Here is a 15,778-nt window from a genome sequence, read left to right as displayed (position 1 = left end):
AGCAGGATCAAGAGCTTTCGCCCCCCTTTCGGGGTGCGAGCTACTTTTCTTTGCTCGTGCAAAGAAAAGGTAGCCCAAAGAAACACGGGCCGGGCCGCGATCCGTCGGGCTGCGCCCGCCGGTCCCCTGCGCTCCTCGCGTGCCGAGGGGACGGCGCACAACTCGCTTCGCTCAGACACGTGCGCCTCTTCGCCCCTCGGCCCGCTGCGGTGCTCGGCTCGCTCTACGGCCGGGAAGGTCAAAAGCCGAAGGGCAAAATCACGGGCAACGGCAACGGCAACGGCAACGGCAAGGGCAAGGGCAAGGGCAAGGGCAGGGGCAGGGGCAGGGGCATTTTTCCTGGCTTCCTCGGGTGCGGTGCACCCGGGAGGAAGGGCGACAGCAACAAGGTGGGTTGCCGTCGCCATGCCGGTCATGCCTTCAGCATCTCCAGCCCGCGTACCTCGGTGATGCCCAGCCCCGGCGCATCGGTGATGCTGATCTCCGATTCGTTGAAGATCACCCCGCCATTGACCGGGTTGAACAGGCTCAGTGATGGTCCGTCCAGGTCCACCTTGGTGATCGCGCCCGCCTTGGCCACCGCCAGGTGCACCGCTGCGGCAACGCTGATGCTCGACTCGAGCATGCAGCCGATCATGCAGGGGATGCCGTACAGCGAAGCGATGTCGGCGACCTTGATCGCGTTGGAGAGGCCGCCGGTCTTCATCAGCTTGATGTTGATGATGTCCGCCGCGCGCTGGTGGATCAGGTCGAACACCTGGTGCGGGCCGAACACGCTCTCGTCGGCCATCACCGGCGTGTTGACCCGCTCGGTGACGTACTTCATGCCGTCGATGTCGGCGGCCTTGACCGGCTGCTCCAGCAGTTCCAGCACCACGCCGGCGTTCTCCAGCGCGTTCATGGCGTAGACCGCCTGCTTGGCGGTCCAGCCCTGGTTGGCGTCCAGGCGCAGCAGGGCGCGCCCTTCGACCGCGGCATGGATCGCCTTGACCCGCTCGATATCCAGGCCGATGTCCTTGCCGACCTTGATCTTCAGCGACTCGAAGCCGCGTTCGATCGCCGACAGCGAGTCGGCCACCATCTTGTCGATGTAGTCCACGCTGATGGTGATGTCGGTGGTGATCACCGGGTCGCCGCCGCCGAGCATCTGGTACAGCGGTGCGCCGTGCAGCTGCGCCCACAGGTCGTAGATGGCGATCTCCACCGCCGCCTTGGCGCTGGTATTGCGCTCCAGCGAGGACTGCACCAGCCCGCAGATGCGGTTGAGGTTGGCGATGTCCTCGCCGATCAGGCGCGGCTTGATGAAGTTGTTGATGGCTTCGATGATCGAGCCGTGTGTGTCGCCGGTGATCACCGCGGTGGCCGGCGCCTCGCCGTAGCCGGTGTGGCCGCTGTCGGTGCGCACCAGTACCACGATGTCCTCGACCGATTCGACGGTGCGCAGCGCGGTCTTGAACGGGGTTTTCAGGGGCACGCGCAGCATGCCCAGTTCGATGTCGGTGATCTTCATTTGGCGGTATGCGGGCGGATACGCTGGATGTTGGTGATGCGGTCGACGTAGCTGGCGGTGTCGCTGGCCATCATCGGCTGCAGCGGCGTCACCGAGACGCCATTGAGGTGGGCGGGAACCCGCTTGCCGTCGGCGGCGAACCAGCTGCCACCGGAGGTATCGTGGATCATCCAGGCCATGCCGTCGGCATGGCCGATGGTCATCATCACATGGCCGGGGATGTAGACCAGGTCGCCGACCTGCAGCGCGTCCACTGCCGCGTCGCGCCGGGCCTTGCCGTCCTTCTCGCCGAAGGCGATGCGGTCCAGCGCCGGGCTCACCGCCTGCGCGCTGGTGTTGCGCGGCAGCAGCACGCCGAAGCTGCGGTAGACCTCGGAGACGAAGCCGCTGCAGTCGCGGGTGTCGTAGGAGTGGCCCCAGCCGTAGCGTTCGCCAAGGAATTTGAAGGCCTGGTCGAGCAGGTTGCGCGGGGTCAGCGCCAGGTAGTCGTCGCTGCTGTCCTGCGAACGCGGCAGCAGCGCCGGCACCAGCGCCAGGCTGCCGTCGTCGTTGCGTACCGGCAACTGGATGACATGCGCGGCATGGCCCTGCTGGCCGTTGACCGGTTCCAGCGCCGGCCAGTCGGCCAGTACCGGCACGCGCACGCCCATGTCCAGCTGCAGGCGCGAGACGCGCGGTTCCTCCGGCGTATAGGCGGTGGTGGCGGTGGCGCCGGTGATCACCCGGTGCGGGCCGCCGGCGCCGTAGCCGAAGACCTGCGCGGCGTCGCCGATGCCGACGAAGCGCTTCTCGACCCAGGCCACATAGCGCTCGCTGGCGACGAACAGCCAGTCGCCGTCCGCGCTTTCGTGCAGTACCGCCACGGCGTCGCCGGGGAACAGCGCCGATTCCTGGAAGCGGTCGATGTCGGTGTCGTCGCTGCTGGAGAACGCGCGCAGGCCGGTGGGGAAGGCGCGCAGCGCGGCGCGGTGCACGACCAGGCCGTACTGCAGCGGGCGCTTGTCGGCGACGCGGCCGAGCGCGAGGTTGTCGGTAATGGCGCGCAGCTGCGCCGCGCCGATTTCCTTGCCCTGCACGTCATACAGCGTGCGGGTCGGCGGACGCGAAATCGCCTCGATCTGCCCGCGCACGAAGCTGCGGGTCACGGTGGCGGGCAGGGCGCGCAGGTCGTGGATGGAGCCGTCGAGCTGGCGCATGCGCGCGTTCTGCGCGGCGATGCCGGCGCGGTCGAGGATCACCCGGTCCGGATCGGACAGCTGGGCGATCCAGTGCGCGGCCGAGAGGTAGTCCTCGCGCAGGCCGATCACGCCGGCGTAGTCCTGCGCCGAAGCGCTGGCCGCGCCGAGCGCGAAGGCCGGCCCCGCGCACAGCGGCGCGGCAAGCAGGAAGGACCAGCAGGCCCGGGCGAGGCGCCGGCGGCGGGGCCGGGCGGGAATGGCGTTCATGGGGACTCCCTCTGGATGCAATGGAATACTTATTCCTTTCTTCCGTGAAATCAAGAATAAATTATTGACCCGCTGTCGCATGCGTGTTACACAACCGTTATCCCGCGTGTTCGTGGAAGTGTTGCCGTGGATCCAGCATTGCGCCAAGTCCCAGTCGCTTTCAGGCCTGCCCGGTATCGGCTCATGGCCGGCCTGCTGTGCCTGTTGCCGGCCATCGCGGGCGCTGCCGACACGCTGGAACAACTGGCCGCGCGCGTGGACCGCGGCGACTTCGCCGGCGCCAGCGCGCAGATCGACGCTGCGTTGCAGCAGCCGGCGCTGGACGACGCGCAGCGCGACGCCTGGCTGTTCCAGCGCGAGCGCATGCGCCGCATGCGGCTGGATTTCAGCCTGGACCGCGAGCGCGCGATGGCAGCGGTGCGCCGCCATATCCCCGATCTGCGCGAAGACGAGTTCCGCGCCTGGGACGAAGCCGGGCTGATCGAACACCTGGACATCGATGGCCAGCGCCGCTGGTTCAACCGCGCGCCTTCGAACCTGTTCCTGGTCAGCGATGCTGCCGTCGCGCGGCGTTCGCCGACGATCAAGCCGCCGGCGCCCGGTCCGTTCGAAGTGGTCACGCCGCATCACCTCGAAGCGCTCAAGGCCGCGCAGGCCGGCGCCACCAGCGTCGCGCCGCGGCGGGTGCGCGTCACCCAGTCGCTCACGGTCAAGGCCGATGCGGTACCGGCGGGCGAGACCGTGCGCGCCTGGATCCCGTATCCGCGCGCCATTCCCGGCCAGCAGGAAGGCATCCGCTGGCTGGGCAGCGTGCCGGCCGGTGCGCAGGTCGCGCCGGAAGCGACGCTGCAGCGCACCGCCTACCTGGAGCGCAAGGCGGTGGCCGGCACGCCGACCGAGTTCTCGGTCAGTTACGAAGTCACGGTGCATGCGCGCCATTTCGCCATCGACCCGGATGCGGTGCGGCCCACCCCCGACGATCCGGCGCTGGCGCCCTACCTGGCCGAGCGTGCGCCGCACATCGTGTTCACCCCGGCGCTGCGCGAGTTCTCGCGGCGCGTGGTGGGCGATGAGACCAATCCGTACCGGATCGCGCGCAGGCTGTTCGATGCGGTCGACCGCATTCCCTGGGGCGGCGCGCGCGAGTACTCGACCATCGGCAACATCAGCGACTACGCGCTGCACTCCAATCACGCCGACTGCGGGCAGCAGACGCTGCTGCTGATGAGCCTGCTGCGCCTGAACGGCATTCCCGCGCGCTGGCAGTCGGGCATGGTGTATTCGGACAACGACACCGGTTACAGCAATCTGCACGACTGGGGCGCGCTGTACCTGGCGCCCTACGGCTGGGTGCCGATGGACGTGACCACCGGCGCGCTCGACAGCCCGGTGCCGGCAGTGCGCGACTTCTACTTCGGCGGCCTGGACGCCTACCGCATCGCCTTCAACGACGACTACGCGCAGCCGCTGGTACCGGCCAAGCGGCACTTCCGTTCCGAAACCGTGGACTCGCAGCGCGGCGAGGCCGAATGGGCCGGTGGCAATCTCTACTTCGATCAATGGAACTACGACTTCCAGTGGCAGGTACTGGCGCCGCCGGAGGGCTGAAAGTCCGTCAAACCGCTGTAATTCACAACACTGCAGGAGAGGGCAGGGGATGAACACGAAAATGCTGAAGAAGGCGGCGCTCAGCGTCGCATTGGGGGCGTGCCTCGGGGCGCTGGCGCCTGCCGTCATGGCGCAGAGCGCTACCGGCGCCATTGCGGGCCGCGCCAACTCCGGTGACCAGATCACCATCACCAACACGGCCACGGGACTGACCCGCACGGTGACCGTCGGCCGCGATGGCGGCTACCGGTTGAGCCAGCTGCCGGTCGGCGACTACAGCCTGACGGTCAAGCGCGACGGACAGAGCGACAAGGAGCCGGTAGCGGTCAACGTATCGCTGGGCGGCACCACCACGGTCAATCTCGGCGGCGGCGACGCCGGAGCGGTGACCCTGGATTCGGTGCAGGTGGTGGGTTCGCGCATCGTCAACCGGGTGGATGTGCACTCCACCGAGTCCTCGTTCAACATCAACCGCGAGGAGCTGGCGCGCATGCCAGTGGCGCAGGACCTGTCGTCGGTCGCCCTGCTCGCGCCGGGGGTGATCAGCGGCAACTCGTCGTTCGGCGGCATCTCCTTCGGTGGTTCGTCGGTGGCCGAGAATTCGGTGTTCATCAACGGCCTGAACGTCACCGATTTCTACAAACGGCAGAGCTTCTCCGCGGCGCCCTTCGCGTTCTTCCAGGAGTTCCAGATCAAGACCGGCGGCTATTCCGCCGAATTCGGCCGCTCCACCGGCGGCGTGATCAACGCGGTCAGCCGCTCGGGCAGCAACGAGTTCAAGGGAGGGGCGACGGTGACGTTCGAACCGTCGGCCTGGCGTTCCAGGGCAGACGATCACTTCTACGACGATGGCCGCGTCAACGTTCTCTCCAGCCACAACACCCGCAGCTTCACCAAGACCAACGTCTGGGGCTCCGGCCCGATCGTGAAGGACAGGCTGTTCCTGTTCGCCATGTACGAGCAGCGCGACAGCAAGGCCGGCAGCAGCAGCTCGGCGGGCAGCAGTTGGACCCAGAGCACGTCCGACAACGGCTTCTGGGGAACCAAGCTGGATTGGAACATCACCGACAACCACCTGCTGGAGCTGATGGCGTTCTCCGACGAGGGTGATAGCGACGCCGAGATATATACCTACGATTTCGCCAGCGGCACCCGCGGCAGTGCGCCGCCCAGCCAGTCCAGTTCCTCCAGTGGCGGCACCAGTGGTTCGGCGACCTATACCGGGCATTTTGGCGAGAACTTTACCGCCAAGGCGATGTACGGCATCAATCGCAGCAGCAGCTACAACCGCTCGCCGGCGGATGCCCAGTGCGACTACGTCAGCTATGAAAACTCCAGCTACGGCGCGATCTACCGGGCGATGGGCAGCCCGGTGCTGGGCTGCCACCCGGGCGGCACGGTCGTCAACCACGAAGATGAGCGGACCGCCAAGCGACTGGATTTCGAATGGGTTCTGGGCGACCACCAGCTGCGCTTCGGCTGGGACCACGAGTTGATGACGACTGACCGCAGGACGGTCTACCCGGGGCCGACCCGCAAGTACTACACCGCTTACGGGACCAAGCCGGGGAATCTGCTCGACAACGGCTCCGTGGTGCCGAACGGCGTGAATGCGATCCTGCGCGCCCGCGAGCGTTCGGACGGAGGTGTGTTCGATATCAAGGCCAGCGCCTTCTACCTGGAAGACAACTGGAACGTCACGCCGTACCTGATGCTGAATCTGGGCGTGCGCATGGACAACTTCGAGAACATGACCACGGTGGGGACGACCTTCACCAAGCAGGACAACCTGTTCTCGCCGCGTCTGGGCTTCTCCTGGGACATGAAGGGTGATGGCAGCACCAAGCTGTTCGGCAACCTCGGGCGCTACTACATGCCGATCCCGAGCATCCTGAGCTACAACTTCGCCGGCGGCCTGCTCGACGAGTACACCTACTACGCGCTGGATGGCTGGCGCCAGGAAACCAACCCGGTTACCGGCGCGCCGTACATGGCACCGGTCATCGGGGCGCAGATCGGTCCGGTCGACAAATCGCAGAACATCCTTGTCCAGGACCTGCGGCAGAGCGTGGACCGCAACCTGGATGCGGTCTACCAGGACGAGGCGATCCTCGGCTTCCAGAGCATGATCAACCAGGCCTGGTCGTGGGGCGTCACCGGTACCTACCGGCGCATGCCGAACGCGATGGACGACATGCTCATCAACGCGCTGTGCGGCACGCGCCATGGCAACCTGTGGCCGATCGCCAACCCGGGCGACAAACTGACACTGTGGGGCACCAAGGCGATGGGTTGCGCCGAGGATGGCTGGGTGACGATCGACACCTCCAAGGAAGGCTATATGACCCTGGGCAGCAACCGGAATATCGGTTACTCCAAGCCCAAGCGCACCTACAAGTCGATGGAGTTCCAGATTGACCGTGCGTGGGACGACAAGTGGGCGTTCAATGCCTCCTACCTGTGGTCCAAGTCCTCGGGCAACCACGAGGGCCCGGTCAACTCGGACACCAACTACGCCGACACCGGCATGGTCCAGCATTGGGACCACCCGGCCAACAACCAGCGCTACGGCGATCTGTTCAACGACCACCGCCACCAGATCAAACTGCGTGGCAGCTTCAAGCTCAACGACATGTGGTCCTTCGGCACCACCTTCACCGCACTGTCCGGCGGCCCGATCACCGCGTTCGGCGTGACCTGGCCGGATGAGGACCGCGCCGTGGCCAGCTACACCAGCACCGGCAGCGGTGGCGGTACCGGTTGGCTGTGCGTGGAAAAATGTAGCGGCAACGATCCGGTTACCAAGCTTCCCTATACCTATAAGGACCGCGTGTACAAGTATTCCGGTCGCGGCGATTTTGGCCGTATGCCGTGGGTCTATAACCTCGGCGCCAACGTGGTATGGACGCTGCCGGTGGAAGGCATCGACCTGAAGGCCACCCTGTCGGTCTACAACCTGCTCAACAAGCAGGAGGTGATCAACGTGGCGGCACGTTACGAAGGCCAGCCGGGTGTCATGCGTGACACTTTCGGCACCGGCACCCGCTGGCAGTCCCCGCGTTACGCACAACTGGTCGTGGCCTGGAACTTCTGATCCGGCCACGGCAATGACGATGCAACTGCGTTACTGAGTTCTCCTCTGGCGGCCCGTGCATGGGGCCGCCATCTTTTTTTCTGGAGCAATGCCTTGGATCAGGGATTCACACGAAACGGCGGGTACGCTTTGCCGGATGCGTTCAGGCAGGCGGATCTGCCGGGTTTGGCTGCCCGTGAGGGCACGCCGTTGTACGTCTATTCCGCACCGGCCATGCGCCAGCGGGTGCGCGCGCTGCGCGACGCGCTCGCGGGCCTGGACGCCGGCATCCGCTACGCGGTGAAGGCCAATGGCAACGGCGCCGTGCTGCGCCTGCTGGCCGAAGAGGGCGCCGGGGCGGACATCGTCTCCGGCGGCGAACTGGAGCGGGCGCTGAGGGCCGGCATCGCGGCGTCCGACATCGTGTTCTCCGGCGTGGGCAAGTCCGACGCGGAGATCGCGCTGGCGCTGGACGTGGGCATCGGCCGCTTCAACATCGAGTCCCGCGCCGAGCTCGATGCCATCCAGCGCATCGCCGCGGCGCGCGGCGTCACCGCCGTCGCCTCGGTACGGATCAATCCGGACGTGGACGCCAAAACCCACGCCAAGATCTCCACCGGCAAGGCCGAGAACAAGTTCGGCGTCTCCATCGCCGAGGCGCGCGCCTGGTTCGATGCGAAGGCGCAATGGCCCGACGTGCGCCTGGACGGGCTGCACATGCACATCGGCTCGCAGCTGTTGAGCCTGGACCCGGTGCGCGAGGCGCTGGCGCGCATGGCCGCGTTCTGGAAGGAACTGGCGGCCGCCGGCCACGCCATCGCCAGCATCGATGTCGGCGGCGGACTGGGCGTGCGCTACCGCGAGGGCGAACAGGCGCCGGATGCGCGCGAGTACGCCGATGCGATCCGCCAGGCGCTGGCCGGCTTCGGCGGGCGCATCCTGGTCGAGCCGGGCCGCTGGCTGGTGGCCGAGGCCGGCATCCTGCTGACCCGCGTGCTGCTGGAGAAGCATGGCCAGGCGCGCAGCTTCCTGGTGCTGGACGCGGCCATGAACGACCTGCTGCGTCCCAGCCTGTACGACGCCTGGCACGACATCGTGCCGGTGGGCGCCGCGGCCGGCCGCGAAACCGCCGTCTACGACGTCGTGGGGCCGGTCTGCGAGACCGGCGACACCTTCGCCACCGCGCGCGAACTGCCGCGCTGCGAAGCCGGCGACCTGGTCGCGATCCTCGGCACCGGCGCCTATGGCGCGTCGATGGGATCGACCTACAACTCGCGTCCGTTGCCGGCCGAGGTGCTGGTGGACGGAGAGCGCTATGCGGTGGTGCGCCGCCGCCAGAGCTTCGACGAGATGCTGGCCGGCGAGCAGCCGGCTGCCGATTGGAGAAAAGCATGAAGAAGCGAGGAACCCGCGTGGAGGAACCAGCAACGAATGGGAGCCGGGTGACAGGCGGGCAGCGGGCTTTCCGCACCCTCTCGTCCCTCGCGCTGCTCCTCTCGTTCCTGCTCCTGTCCGCCTGCGCGCACCACAATCCGCTGGCGAAGTGGGAACGCTCGCCCAACTTCGACACGCGCCGACCGGTGGTGGTGGTGCTGCACTACACCGCCGGCAAGACCGCCGAGGGCAGCCTGCGCACGCTGCAGACCGCCAACAGCAACGGCCCGGTCAGCGCGCATTACCTGCTGGGCAAGGACGGCACGCTGTACCAGCTGGTCGATGAAGACAAGCGTGCCTGGCACGCGGGCGATGGCCGCTGGGGCACCATCACCGATCTCAACTCGGCGTCGATCGGCATCGAGATCGACAACGACGGCTATACGCCCTTTCCGGACGTGCAGATCGAGAAGCTGATCGTGCTGCTGGACGACGTGACCCGGCGCCAGGGCATCCCGCGCGAGCAGGTCATCGGCCACGAGGATCTGGCGCCGGGACGCAAGATCGACCCGGGCCCGTTGTTCCCGTGGAAACGCCTGCACGACGCCGGCTTCGGCATCTGGCCCGACCCGGCCGCGGGCGATCCGCCGCCGGAGTTCGATGGCTGGCTGGCGATGGCGGCGATCGGCTATCCGCTCGACGACCGCGCCAACGCGCTCCAGTCCTTCCGCCATCATTTCCGTGGCATGCGCAGCCAGGGGGCCGAGCTCGACGCCGAGGACCTGCGCATCCTCTACGGCCTGAGCCGTCCGCTGCTGCGATCGCCGGCCGTGCCCGCGGCCGTTCCGGCGAATACGCCGTAGGTGCGAAACGGGAGCGGGCCGCCGGGCACTGGAAACATGTCGATGAAACCAATCCTGCTATGCCTCGCCCTGCTGCCGGGTACCGCCCATGCCGTGGCGGCTTCCGCGGACGCTGCGGCGTTCTACGACAAGGCCGTGCAACAGGCCTTCGAGCACTACCAGCTGCCCGGCATCGCGGTCGGCGTGATCGAGGACGGCAGGATCGTCCACGTCGCCACCCGTGGCGAGCTGGTGGCCGGCGAAGGGAAGGCGGTCGATGCCGGTACGCTTTTCAAGATCGCTTCCAATACCAAGGCGATGACCGCGGCGGTGCTGGCGCGGCTGGTGCAGGCCGGCCGCCTGCGCTGGGACGACCCGGTGACGAAGTACCTGCCGTCGTTCCGCATGTACGACCCGTGGGTGACGCGCAACATGCAGGTGCGCGACCTGCTGATCCACAACAGCGGACTGGGCCTGGGGGCCGGCGACCTGATGCTGTGGCCGGAGCCGAACCATTTCACCCGCCAGGACATCATCGCCGGGCTGGCGCACCTCAAGCCGGCCGGCAGTTTCCGCGCCGACTACGCCTACGACAACCTGCTGTACGTGGTGGCGGGAGAGGTGGCCGCGGTCGCCGGCGGCAAGCCCTACGCGGAGCTGGTGCGGCAGGAGATCTTCGCGCCGCTGGGCATGGACCGCTGCCAGGTCGGCGCGTGGTCGCCCGCGGCGGTGGGCGACGTCGCCCAGCCGCATTACCGCCGGGACGGGCGCAACGTGGTGGGCGGGCGCGATGGCGATGTCGTCGCGGATTTCCCGTCGATGGCCGCCGGCGGGGTGCGCTGCAGCCTCGACGACATGCTGCGCTGGATGCAGGCGCTGCTCGACCCGGCGCGGGTGCCAGGCTGGCTGGACGCCACCCAGCGCCGCGCGCTGTGGACCGCGCACATGCCGATGCCCATCGGCCAGCGCCTGCGCGATTGGGACGGCACCCACTTCCTCGCCTACGGCTACGGCTGGCGTCTGTCGGACATGGACGGACAGTGGAAGGTGGCGCATACCGGCACGCTGTCGGGCATGTACTCGTCGCTGGCGCTGCTGCCGGACCGGCGCAGCGGGGCGGTCATCCTGATCAACGGCGAAGGCGAGGACGCGCGCACCGCGCTGATGCAGGCCCTGCTCAAGCGCCAGACCGCGCCTGCCGCGGGCCACGACGTCCTCCATTACGCCGGCCTGCTGGAACGGGAAAAGGCGCAGCGTCGTTCCGACGGCCATGGTCGCCCGGCCATGGCGCCGGCCATCGCGGTCGCGGCGCGGAATTTCGGCGCCGATGCCGGCGTATGGGCCGATCCCTGGTTCGGTCAGGTCACGCTATGCGCCGTTGGGAAGGGCATCGCTTTGACCGCGTTGAAGTCGCCGGCCATGCGCGGCCGGGTCATGTCGTCCGCTGGCCGCCCCTGGGTGCAGTGGCAGGGGCTGGGCGAGGACGCGGAGGCGTGGCTGGAGTTTTCCGGGGACGGAGCGCAACGCACCCTGCGCCTGCGCGCCATCGATCCGGACATCGACTTCAGCTACGACTACCAGGACCTGGAATTCCACCGGGTCGGTGATTGTCCGTGAATGCGGCCGCGAAGCACGGCCGGCCGGCCATCCGCACCGGTCATGCGTGATGGCAATGGAGGATGTGGCCTCTATTGTGCGGCGCATCACGAAAATATTTTATTTCCATAGCCTTGGGGTATGGGGAATAGTTTATTGACCACCGGATTCGGCACGTGTTAAACAGCTGTGAAGCCGGGTTGAACCGGGCGCGGATGCGCGGCCGGTGCTTCTTTCCAAGGGTCCGCACGATGCGACCGGCGGAGGAGGGAATCCCGGCGGACAGGCCTGCAGTCGGGCTTGGCATGGTGCAGGCCGGCGGACAGGGAGTCTCCCCGGTGCAGTGAAACCACGGAAGGAAAGGTGCGGCTGCCGGGGAGGTGGCGCGCATCCTGGTTGGATTGGCGGAATCGTGCCGCCCTTGAGGTTGGACCGATGGATGGTCGCCGTACCCCGCCGACGCGGGGATGGAAATGGGCCGGCATCGTTCCCGAAGCATCCCCCGTTACGCGTTCCCTTTGGAGAGAGAGAGCATGTCCGCCTTGTCACGTACCCCGCGGCTTCACCACTTGAGCGCGGCCCTGCTGCTGGCGCTCGGCAGCCCGTTGGCCGCCTTCGCCCAGACCCAGCCCGCAGCCGGCAATACCTCGCCGGAGGCGCGCACCCTCGACCGCGTTTCGGTCACCGGCTCGCGCATCCAGCGCACCGACGTCGAAGCCGCATTGCCGGTCACCATCATCCAGAAGGCCGAGATCGAGGCCCAGGGCATCACCTCGGCCGAACAGCTGCTGCAGCAGCTGAACATCGCCAGCAGCGGCCCGGACAGCCTGGCCGCCAACAGCGGCATCGCGCCTCCCGGCACGCGCGGCAACAACGGCGTCTCCGGCGCCAACCTGCGCGGCCAAGGCGCCGATGCGACCCTGGTGCTGCTCAATGGCCGCCGCGTCGCCGCGCACGGCCTGGCCGGCCAGGTGGTGGACCTGAACTCGATTCCGTTCGCCGCGATCGAGCGCGTGGAAGTGCTGCGCGACGGCGCCTCGGCCGTGTACGGCACCGACGCCATCGGCGGTGTGATCAACTTCATCACCCGCAACAACTACCAGGGCATCACCCTCAGCGCCGGCGCCGACGTGACCCAGGAAGGCGGCGGCAACATCTACCACAGCAGCCTGCTCGGCGGCTGGGGCGACCTGGACAGCGACCGCTGGAACGTGTGGGCGGCGCTGAACGTCAAGAAGAACAAGATCCTGCGCGGCAACCAGCGCGACTTCGTCAACAGCTTCCAGCCCGATCGCGGCCTGTCGCCGGATACGCGCGGCACGCCGTTCGCCAACATCGTCAGCGGCACCGGCAGCATCATCGGTGGCGGCCTGAAGGATCCTGGCAGCGGCCTGACCAAGACCACCATCAATACGCTGCGCCTGCCCGGCGGCGCCGGTTGCGAGAACGGCGGCGACATGATGGGCGACTACGGCGACAAGATCTGGGCCAGCCCGGGCGCCAGCTTCGGTTGCGCCTGGGACTACGGCCGCGCGCGCACCATCCAGCAGCCGGTGGATACCGTGCAGGGCATCGGCCGGGCCACGTTCAAGGTCGGCGACAACCATGAATTCTTCGCCGAGTTCATGGGCTCCAAGGTGACTTCCAAGCGCCAGTTCGAGGCGCAGCAGATCACCACCAGCATCAATGCCACCGGAACCCAGCTCGACGCGTACGAACTGAACGCCAACACCAAGGCGACCTACGACGCGATCTACAACCAGCTGCACACCTACTTCGGCGACCAGGCCAACCTGGTCTACGGCAGCCCGATCGCCTACCGCTGGCGCTGCGAGATCTGCGGCCCGCGCCAGCTGGAAACCGAGACCAAGGCCTACCGCATGCTGTTCGGCATGACCGGCACCGTGGGCAGCTGGGACTACAACATCGGCCTGTCGCGCGCCGAAAGCCGCGCCCAGTCGGTGCTGGCCGGCGGCTACTACTACACGCCGCAGCTGAAGGCGGCGCTGAAGAACGGCGTGCTCAACCCGTTCCTGATGCCCGGCCAGGACCAGTCCAAGGCGGCCTACGACGCGATGGCCGCGGCCGACGCCAGCGGCCTGCTGCTGTACAAGGGCGTGTCCAGCACGACGACGTTCGACGCCAGCTTCAGCGGCAGCCTCGGCTTCAAGCTGTGGGGCGCGGAAGACGTGCAGGCCGCGGCCGGCGTGGACATCCGCCGCGAGGAATACGAGTTCAGCGGCCCGTCGGAATGGGCGGCCGGCAACGCGTTCGTGTTCGGCGCGCCGGGCGATGCGGCCAACTACATGTCGCCCAAGCAGCGCAACGTCAAGGCGGTGTTCGCCGAGTTCAACCTGCCGGTGGTCGACAGCCTCGAGCTCAACCTGGCCGTGCGCCACGACCGTTACGACGGCTTCGGCGGCACCACCAATCCGAAGTACTCGTTCAAGTGGCAGCCGATCGACTGGCTGGTGTTCCGCGGCTCCTACAGCACCGGCTTCAAGGTGCCTGACTTCGCCAAGCTGTTCCGCGGCGTCACCGAGAGCCAGTACACCGGCCTGGACCTGGCCGACCCGGCGACCTGCCCGAAGGGCCAGTACAACCCGGACGTGGCCAACTGCAGCGAACAGATCCGCCCGGACATCATCACCGGCGGCAACCCGAACCTGAAGCCGGAAGAGGCCAAGCAGCGCAGCGTCGGCTTCGTGCTGGCGCCGAACGGCAACTTCAACGTCAGCGTCGACTGGTGGGAGATCGAGCGCCTCAACACGATCCGCAGCGGCTTCAACCTGTCGACGATGACCGCGAACTACCCGCTGTATGCGTCCAACTTCATCCGCGACAGCAGCGGCAAGATCATCGCCATCGACCAGCGCTACATCAACACCGGCGGCACGCTGACCCGCGGCATCGAGCTGGACTCCAACCTGCGCGGCGACCTGGCCGGCGGCACCTGGAACGTCCACCTCAACGGCAACTACCTGGACACCTTCAAGACCAAGACCTTCGACAGCCTGCCCTACAGCGACAACCTGGTCGGCGAGTACGAGCGTTACTACAACCTGCCGATCAAGTGGAAGCACACGGTCAGCCTCGGCTGGGCCAAGGGCGACTGGGCGCAGACGCTGACCCAGGTCTACCGTGGCGGCTACAAGGACTGGAAGCCGGGCGGCATCGTCAACGGCTACACCCCGCCGGCGTGGGACGGCAACGTCGATGCCTACGTCACCTACAACTACAGCCTGACCTGGTCCGGCATGGAGAACCTGAAGGCGACCTTCGGCATCCGCAACCTGCTCAACACCGATCCGCCGTTCACCGTCCGCTACCTGGACGATGGCGACGGTGCCGGCTGGGAAGCGCGCGTGGCCGACCCGCGCGGCCGTTCCTTCAACCTGCTGCTGGAGTACCGCTTCCAGTGACGTACCCCGGGGCCCGGTTTCCGGGCCCCTTTCGTCGCCGCCCGGCAACCGGCGGCGACGGAAGCGTTTCCTCCGCGTTGTCGGCAGGCCGCGCGCCGGTCCTGCCTCGATCCACGCACCACACCGTTGTGCAAGCGAGGCGTTGATGAAGATGTCCACCAAGCTGTTGCTCCCGGCCGCGCTGCTGGCCCTGCTCACCGCCTGCGGCCACACGCCCCCGCGCAACCCGATGGCGACCTGGGTGCCTTCACCCAACCAGGACGTGCGCCGGCCCAACCTGATCGTCATCCACTTCACCGAGCAGCATTCGGTGCAACAGAGCCTGGACACACTGCGCAGCCGCAACAGCGGCGGCCCGGTCAGCGCGCACTACCTGATCGGCGCCGACGGCAGGAATTACCAGCTGGTCAGCGACGAGCGCCGCGCCTGGCATGCCGGCTCCGGCAGCTGGGGATCGTTCACCGACCTCAATTCCGCTTCCATCGGCATCGAACTGGACAACGACGGCAAGTCGCCGTTCGCCGAGGCGCAGATCCAGAGCCTGCTGGTGCTGCTGGAAGACCTGTGCACGCGCCTGCGCATCCCGCGCAGCCAGATCATCGGCCACCAGGACCTGGCGCCGACGCGCAAGCCCGATCCGGGCCCGCTGTTCCCGTGGAAGCGCCTGGCCGAGGCCGGCTTCGGCCGCTGGCCGGCCGCCGACGCGCCGCCGGCGCCGGACGGATTCGATCCGTGGACCGCGCTGCGCCTGATCGGCTATCCGCTGGACGACCGCGCCGCCACGGTGCGCGCCTTCCGCAACCATTTCCGCGGCCAGGGCGGCAGCGAACTGGATGCCGAGGACCTGCGCATCCTGCATGCGCTGGCCTCGCGCGACCCCGCTGCTTCCACCGCGAACCAATGAGGCC

9 protein-coding genes are annotated in these 15,778 nt (G+C 67.5%); 7 read left to right on the top strand and 2 right to left on the bottom strand.

Annotation, left to right across the window (positions count from 1 at the left end; all coding sequences use genetic code 11):
- Positions 1-412: 412 nt before the first annotated feature.
- Together ABB22_RS04735 and ABB22_RS04730 are read right to left on the bottom strand one after the other, a co-directional pair.
- Positions 413-1,510, bottom strand: coding sequence for a dipeptide epimerase (locus tag ABB22_RS04735; RefSeq protein ID WP_055770902.1), 1,098 nt, complete (start codon positions 1,508-1,510; stop codon positions 413-415).
- The gene (locus tag ABB22_RS04730; protein ID WP_057505065.1) at positions 1,507-2,955 is read right to left on the bottom strand and encodes a C40 family peptidase; all 1,449 of its coding nucleotides are present in this window, start codon (positions 2,953-2,955) and stop codon (positions 1,507-1,509) included. The genes ABB22_RS04735 and ABB22_RS04730 overlap by 4 nt, the downstream gene beginning before the upstream one ends.
- Positions 2,956-3,081: 126 nt before the next feature.
- On the opposite strand from ABB22_RS04730, the gene ABB22_RS04725 reads away from it, so the two are divergent.
- The 7 genes from ABB22_RS04725 to ABB22_RS04695 all read left to right on the top strand — a co-directional run bounded on the left by ABB22_RS04725 (position 3,082) and on the right by ABB22_RS04695 (position 15,774).
- Entirely contained in the window at positions 3,082-4,563 is a 1,482-nt protein-coding gene (locus ABB22_RS04725) for a transglutaminase-like domain-containing protein (RefSeq protein WP_057505064.1), read from the top strand.
- A 49-nt stretch (positions 4,564-4,612) separates the two neighbouring features.
- Entirely contained in the window at positions 4,613-7,657 is a 3,045-nt protein-coding gene (locus ABB22_RS04720; RefSeq protein WP_055770893.1) for a TonB-dependent receptor, read from the top strand.
- Positions 7,658-7,822: 165 nt separating this feature from the next.
- Positions 7,823-9,031 carry a diaminopimelate decarboxylase gene (gene lysA / locus ABB22_RS04715; protein ID WP_235504329.1) on the top strand — a complete coding sequence of 403 codons (1,209 nt, stop codon included), beginning with the start codon at positions 7,823-7,825 and terminating at the stop codon, positions 9,029-9,031.
- Positions 9,028-9,873, top strand: a complete 846-nt coding sequence (locus ABB22_RS04710) for an N-acetylmuramoyl-L-alanine amidase (protein ID WP_082443687.1) — start codon at positions 9,028-9,030, stop codon at positions 9,871-9,873. The genes lysA and ABB22_RS04710 overlap by 4 nt, the downstream gene beginning before the upstream one ends.
- Positions 9,874-9,915: 42 nt before the next feature.
- Positions 9,916-11,469, top strand: coding sequence for a serine hydrolase domain-containing protein (locus tag ABB22_RS04705; protein ID WP_055770884.1), 1,554 nt, complete (start codon positions 9,916-9,918; stop codon positions 11,467-11,469).
- 548 nt (positions 11,470-12,017) lie between these two features.
- Positions 12,018-14,870, top strand: a complete 2,853-nt coding sequence (locus ABB22_RS04700; RefSeq protein ID WP_235504328.1) for a TonB-dependent receptor domain-containing protein — start codon at positions 12,018-12,020, stop codon at positions 14,868-14,870.
- Between the two features lie 145 nt (positions 14,871-15,015).
- A complete protein-coding gene (locus tag ABB22_RS04695) occupies positions 15,016-15,774 on the top strand; it encodes an N-acetylmuramoyl-L-alanine amidase (RefSeq protein WP_152984033.1) in 759 nt (252 codons plus the stop codon).
- Positions 15,775-15,778: the final 4 nt, after the last annotated feature.

This window comes from Stenotrophomonas nitritireducens (assembly GCF_001431425.1).
GTDB lineage: Bacteria > Pseudomonadota > Gammaproteobacteria > Xanthomonadales > Xanthomonadaceae > Stenotrophomonas > Stenotrophomonas nitritireducens.
The sequence above is the reverse complement of the archived record's forward strand: the minus strand, read 5'-3'. Positions and strand labels throughout refer to the sequence as shown.

Coding starts and splice junctions, on each gene's coding strand:
- ABB22_RS04695 (WP_152984033.1), top strand. CDS start 15,016: ATGAAGATGTCCACCAAGCTGTTGCTCCCGGCCGCGCTGCTGGCCCTG.
- ABB22_RS04710 (WP_082443687.1), top strand. CDS start 9,028: ATGAAGAAGCGAGGAACCCGCGTGGAGGAACCAGCAACGAATGGGAGC.
- ABB22_RS04705 (WP_055770884.1), top strand. CDS start 9,916: ATGAAACCAATCCTGCTATGCCTCGCCCTGCTGCCGGGTACCGCCCAT.
- ABB22_RS04730 (WP_057505065.1), bottom strand. CDS start 2,955: ATGAACGCCATTCCCGCCCGGCCCCGCCGCCGGCGCCTCGCCCGGGCC.
- ABB22_RS04735 (WP_055770902.1), bottom strand. CDS start 1,510: ATGAAGATCACCGACATCGAACTGGGCATGCTGCGCGTGCCCCTGAAA.
- ABB22_RS04720 (WP_055770893.1), top strand. CDS start 4,613: ATGAACACGAAAATGCTGAAGAAGGCGGCGCTCAGCGTCGCATTGGGG.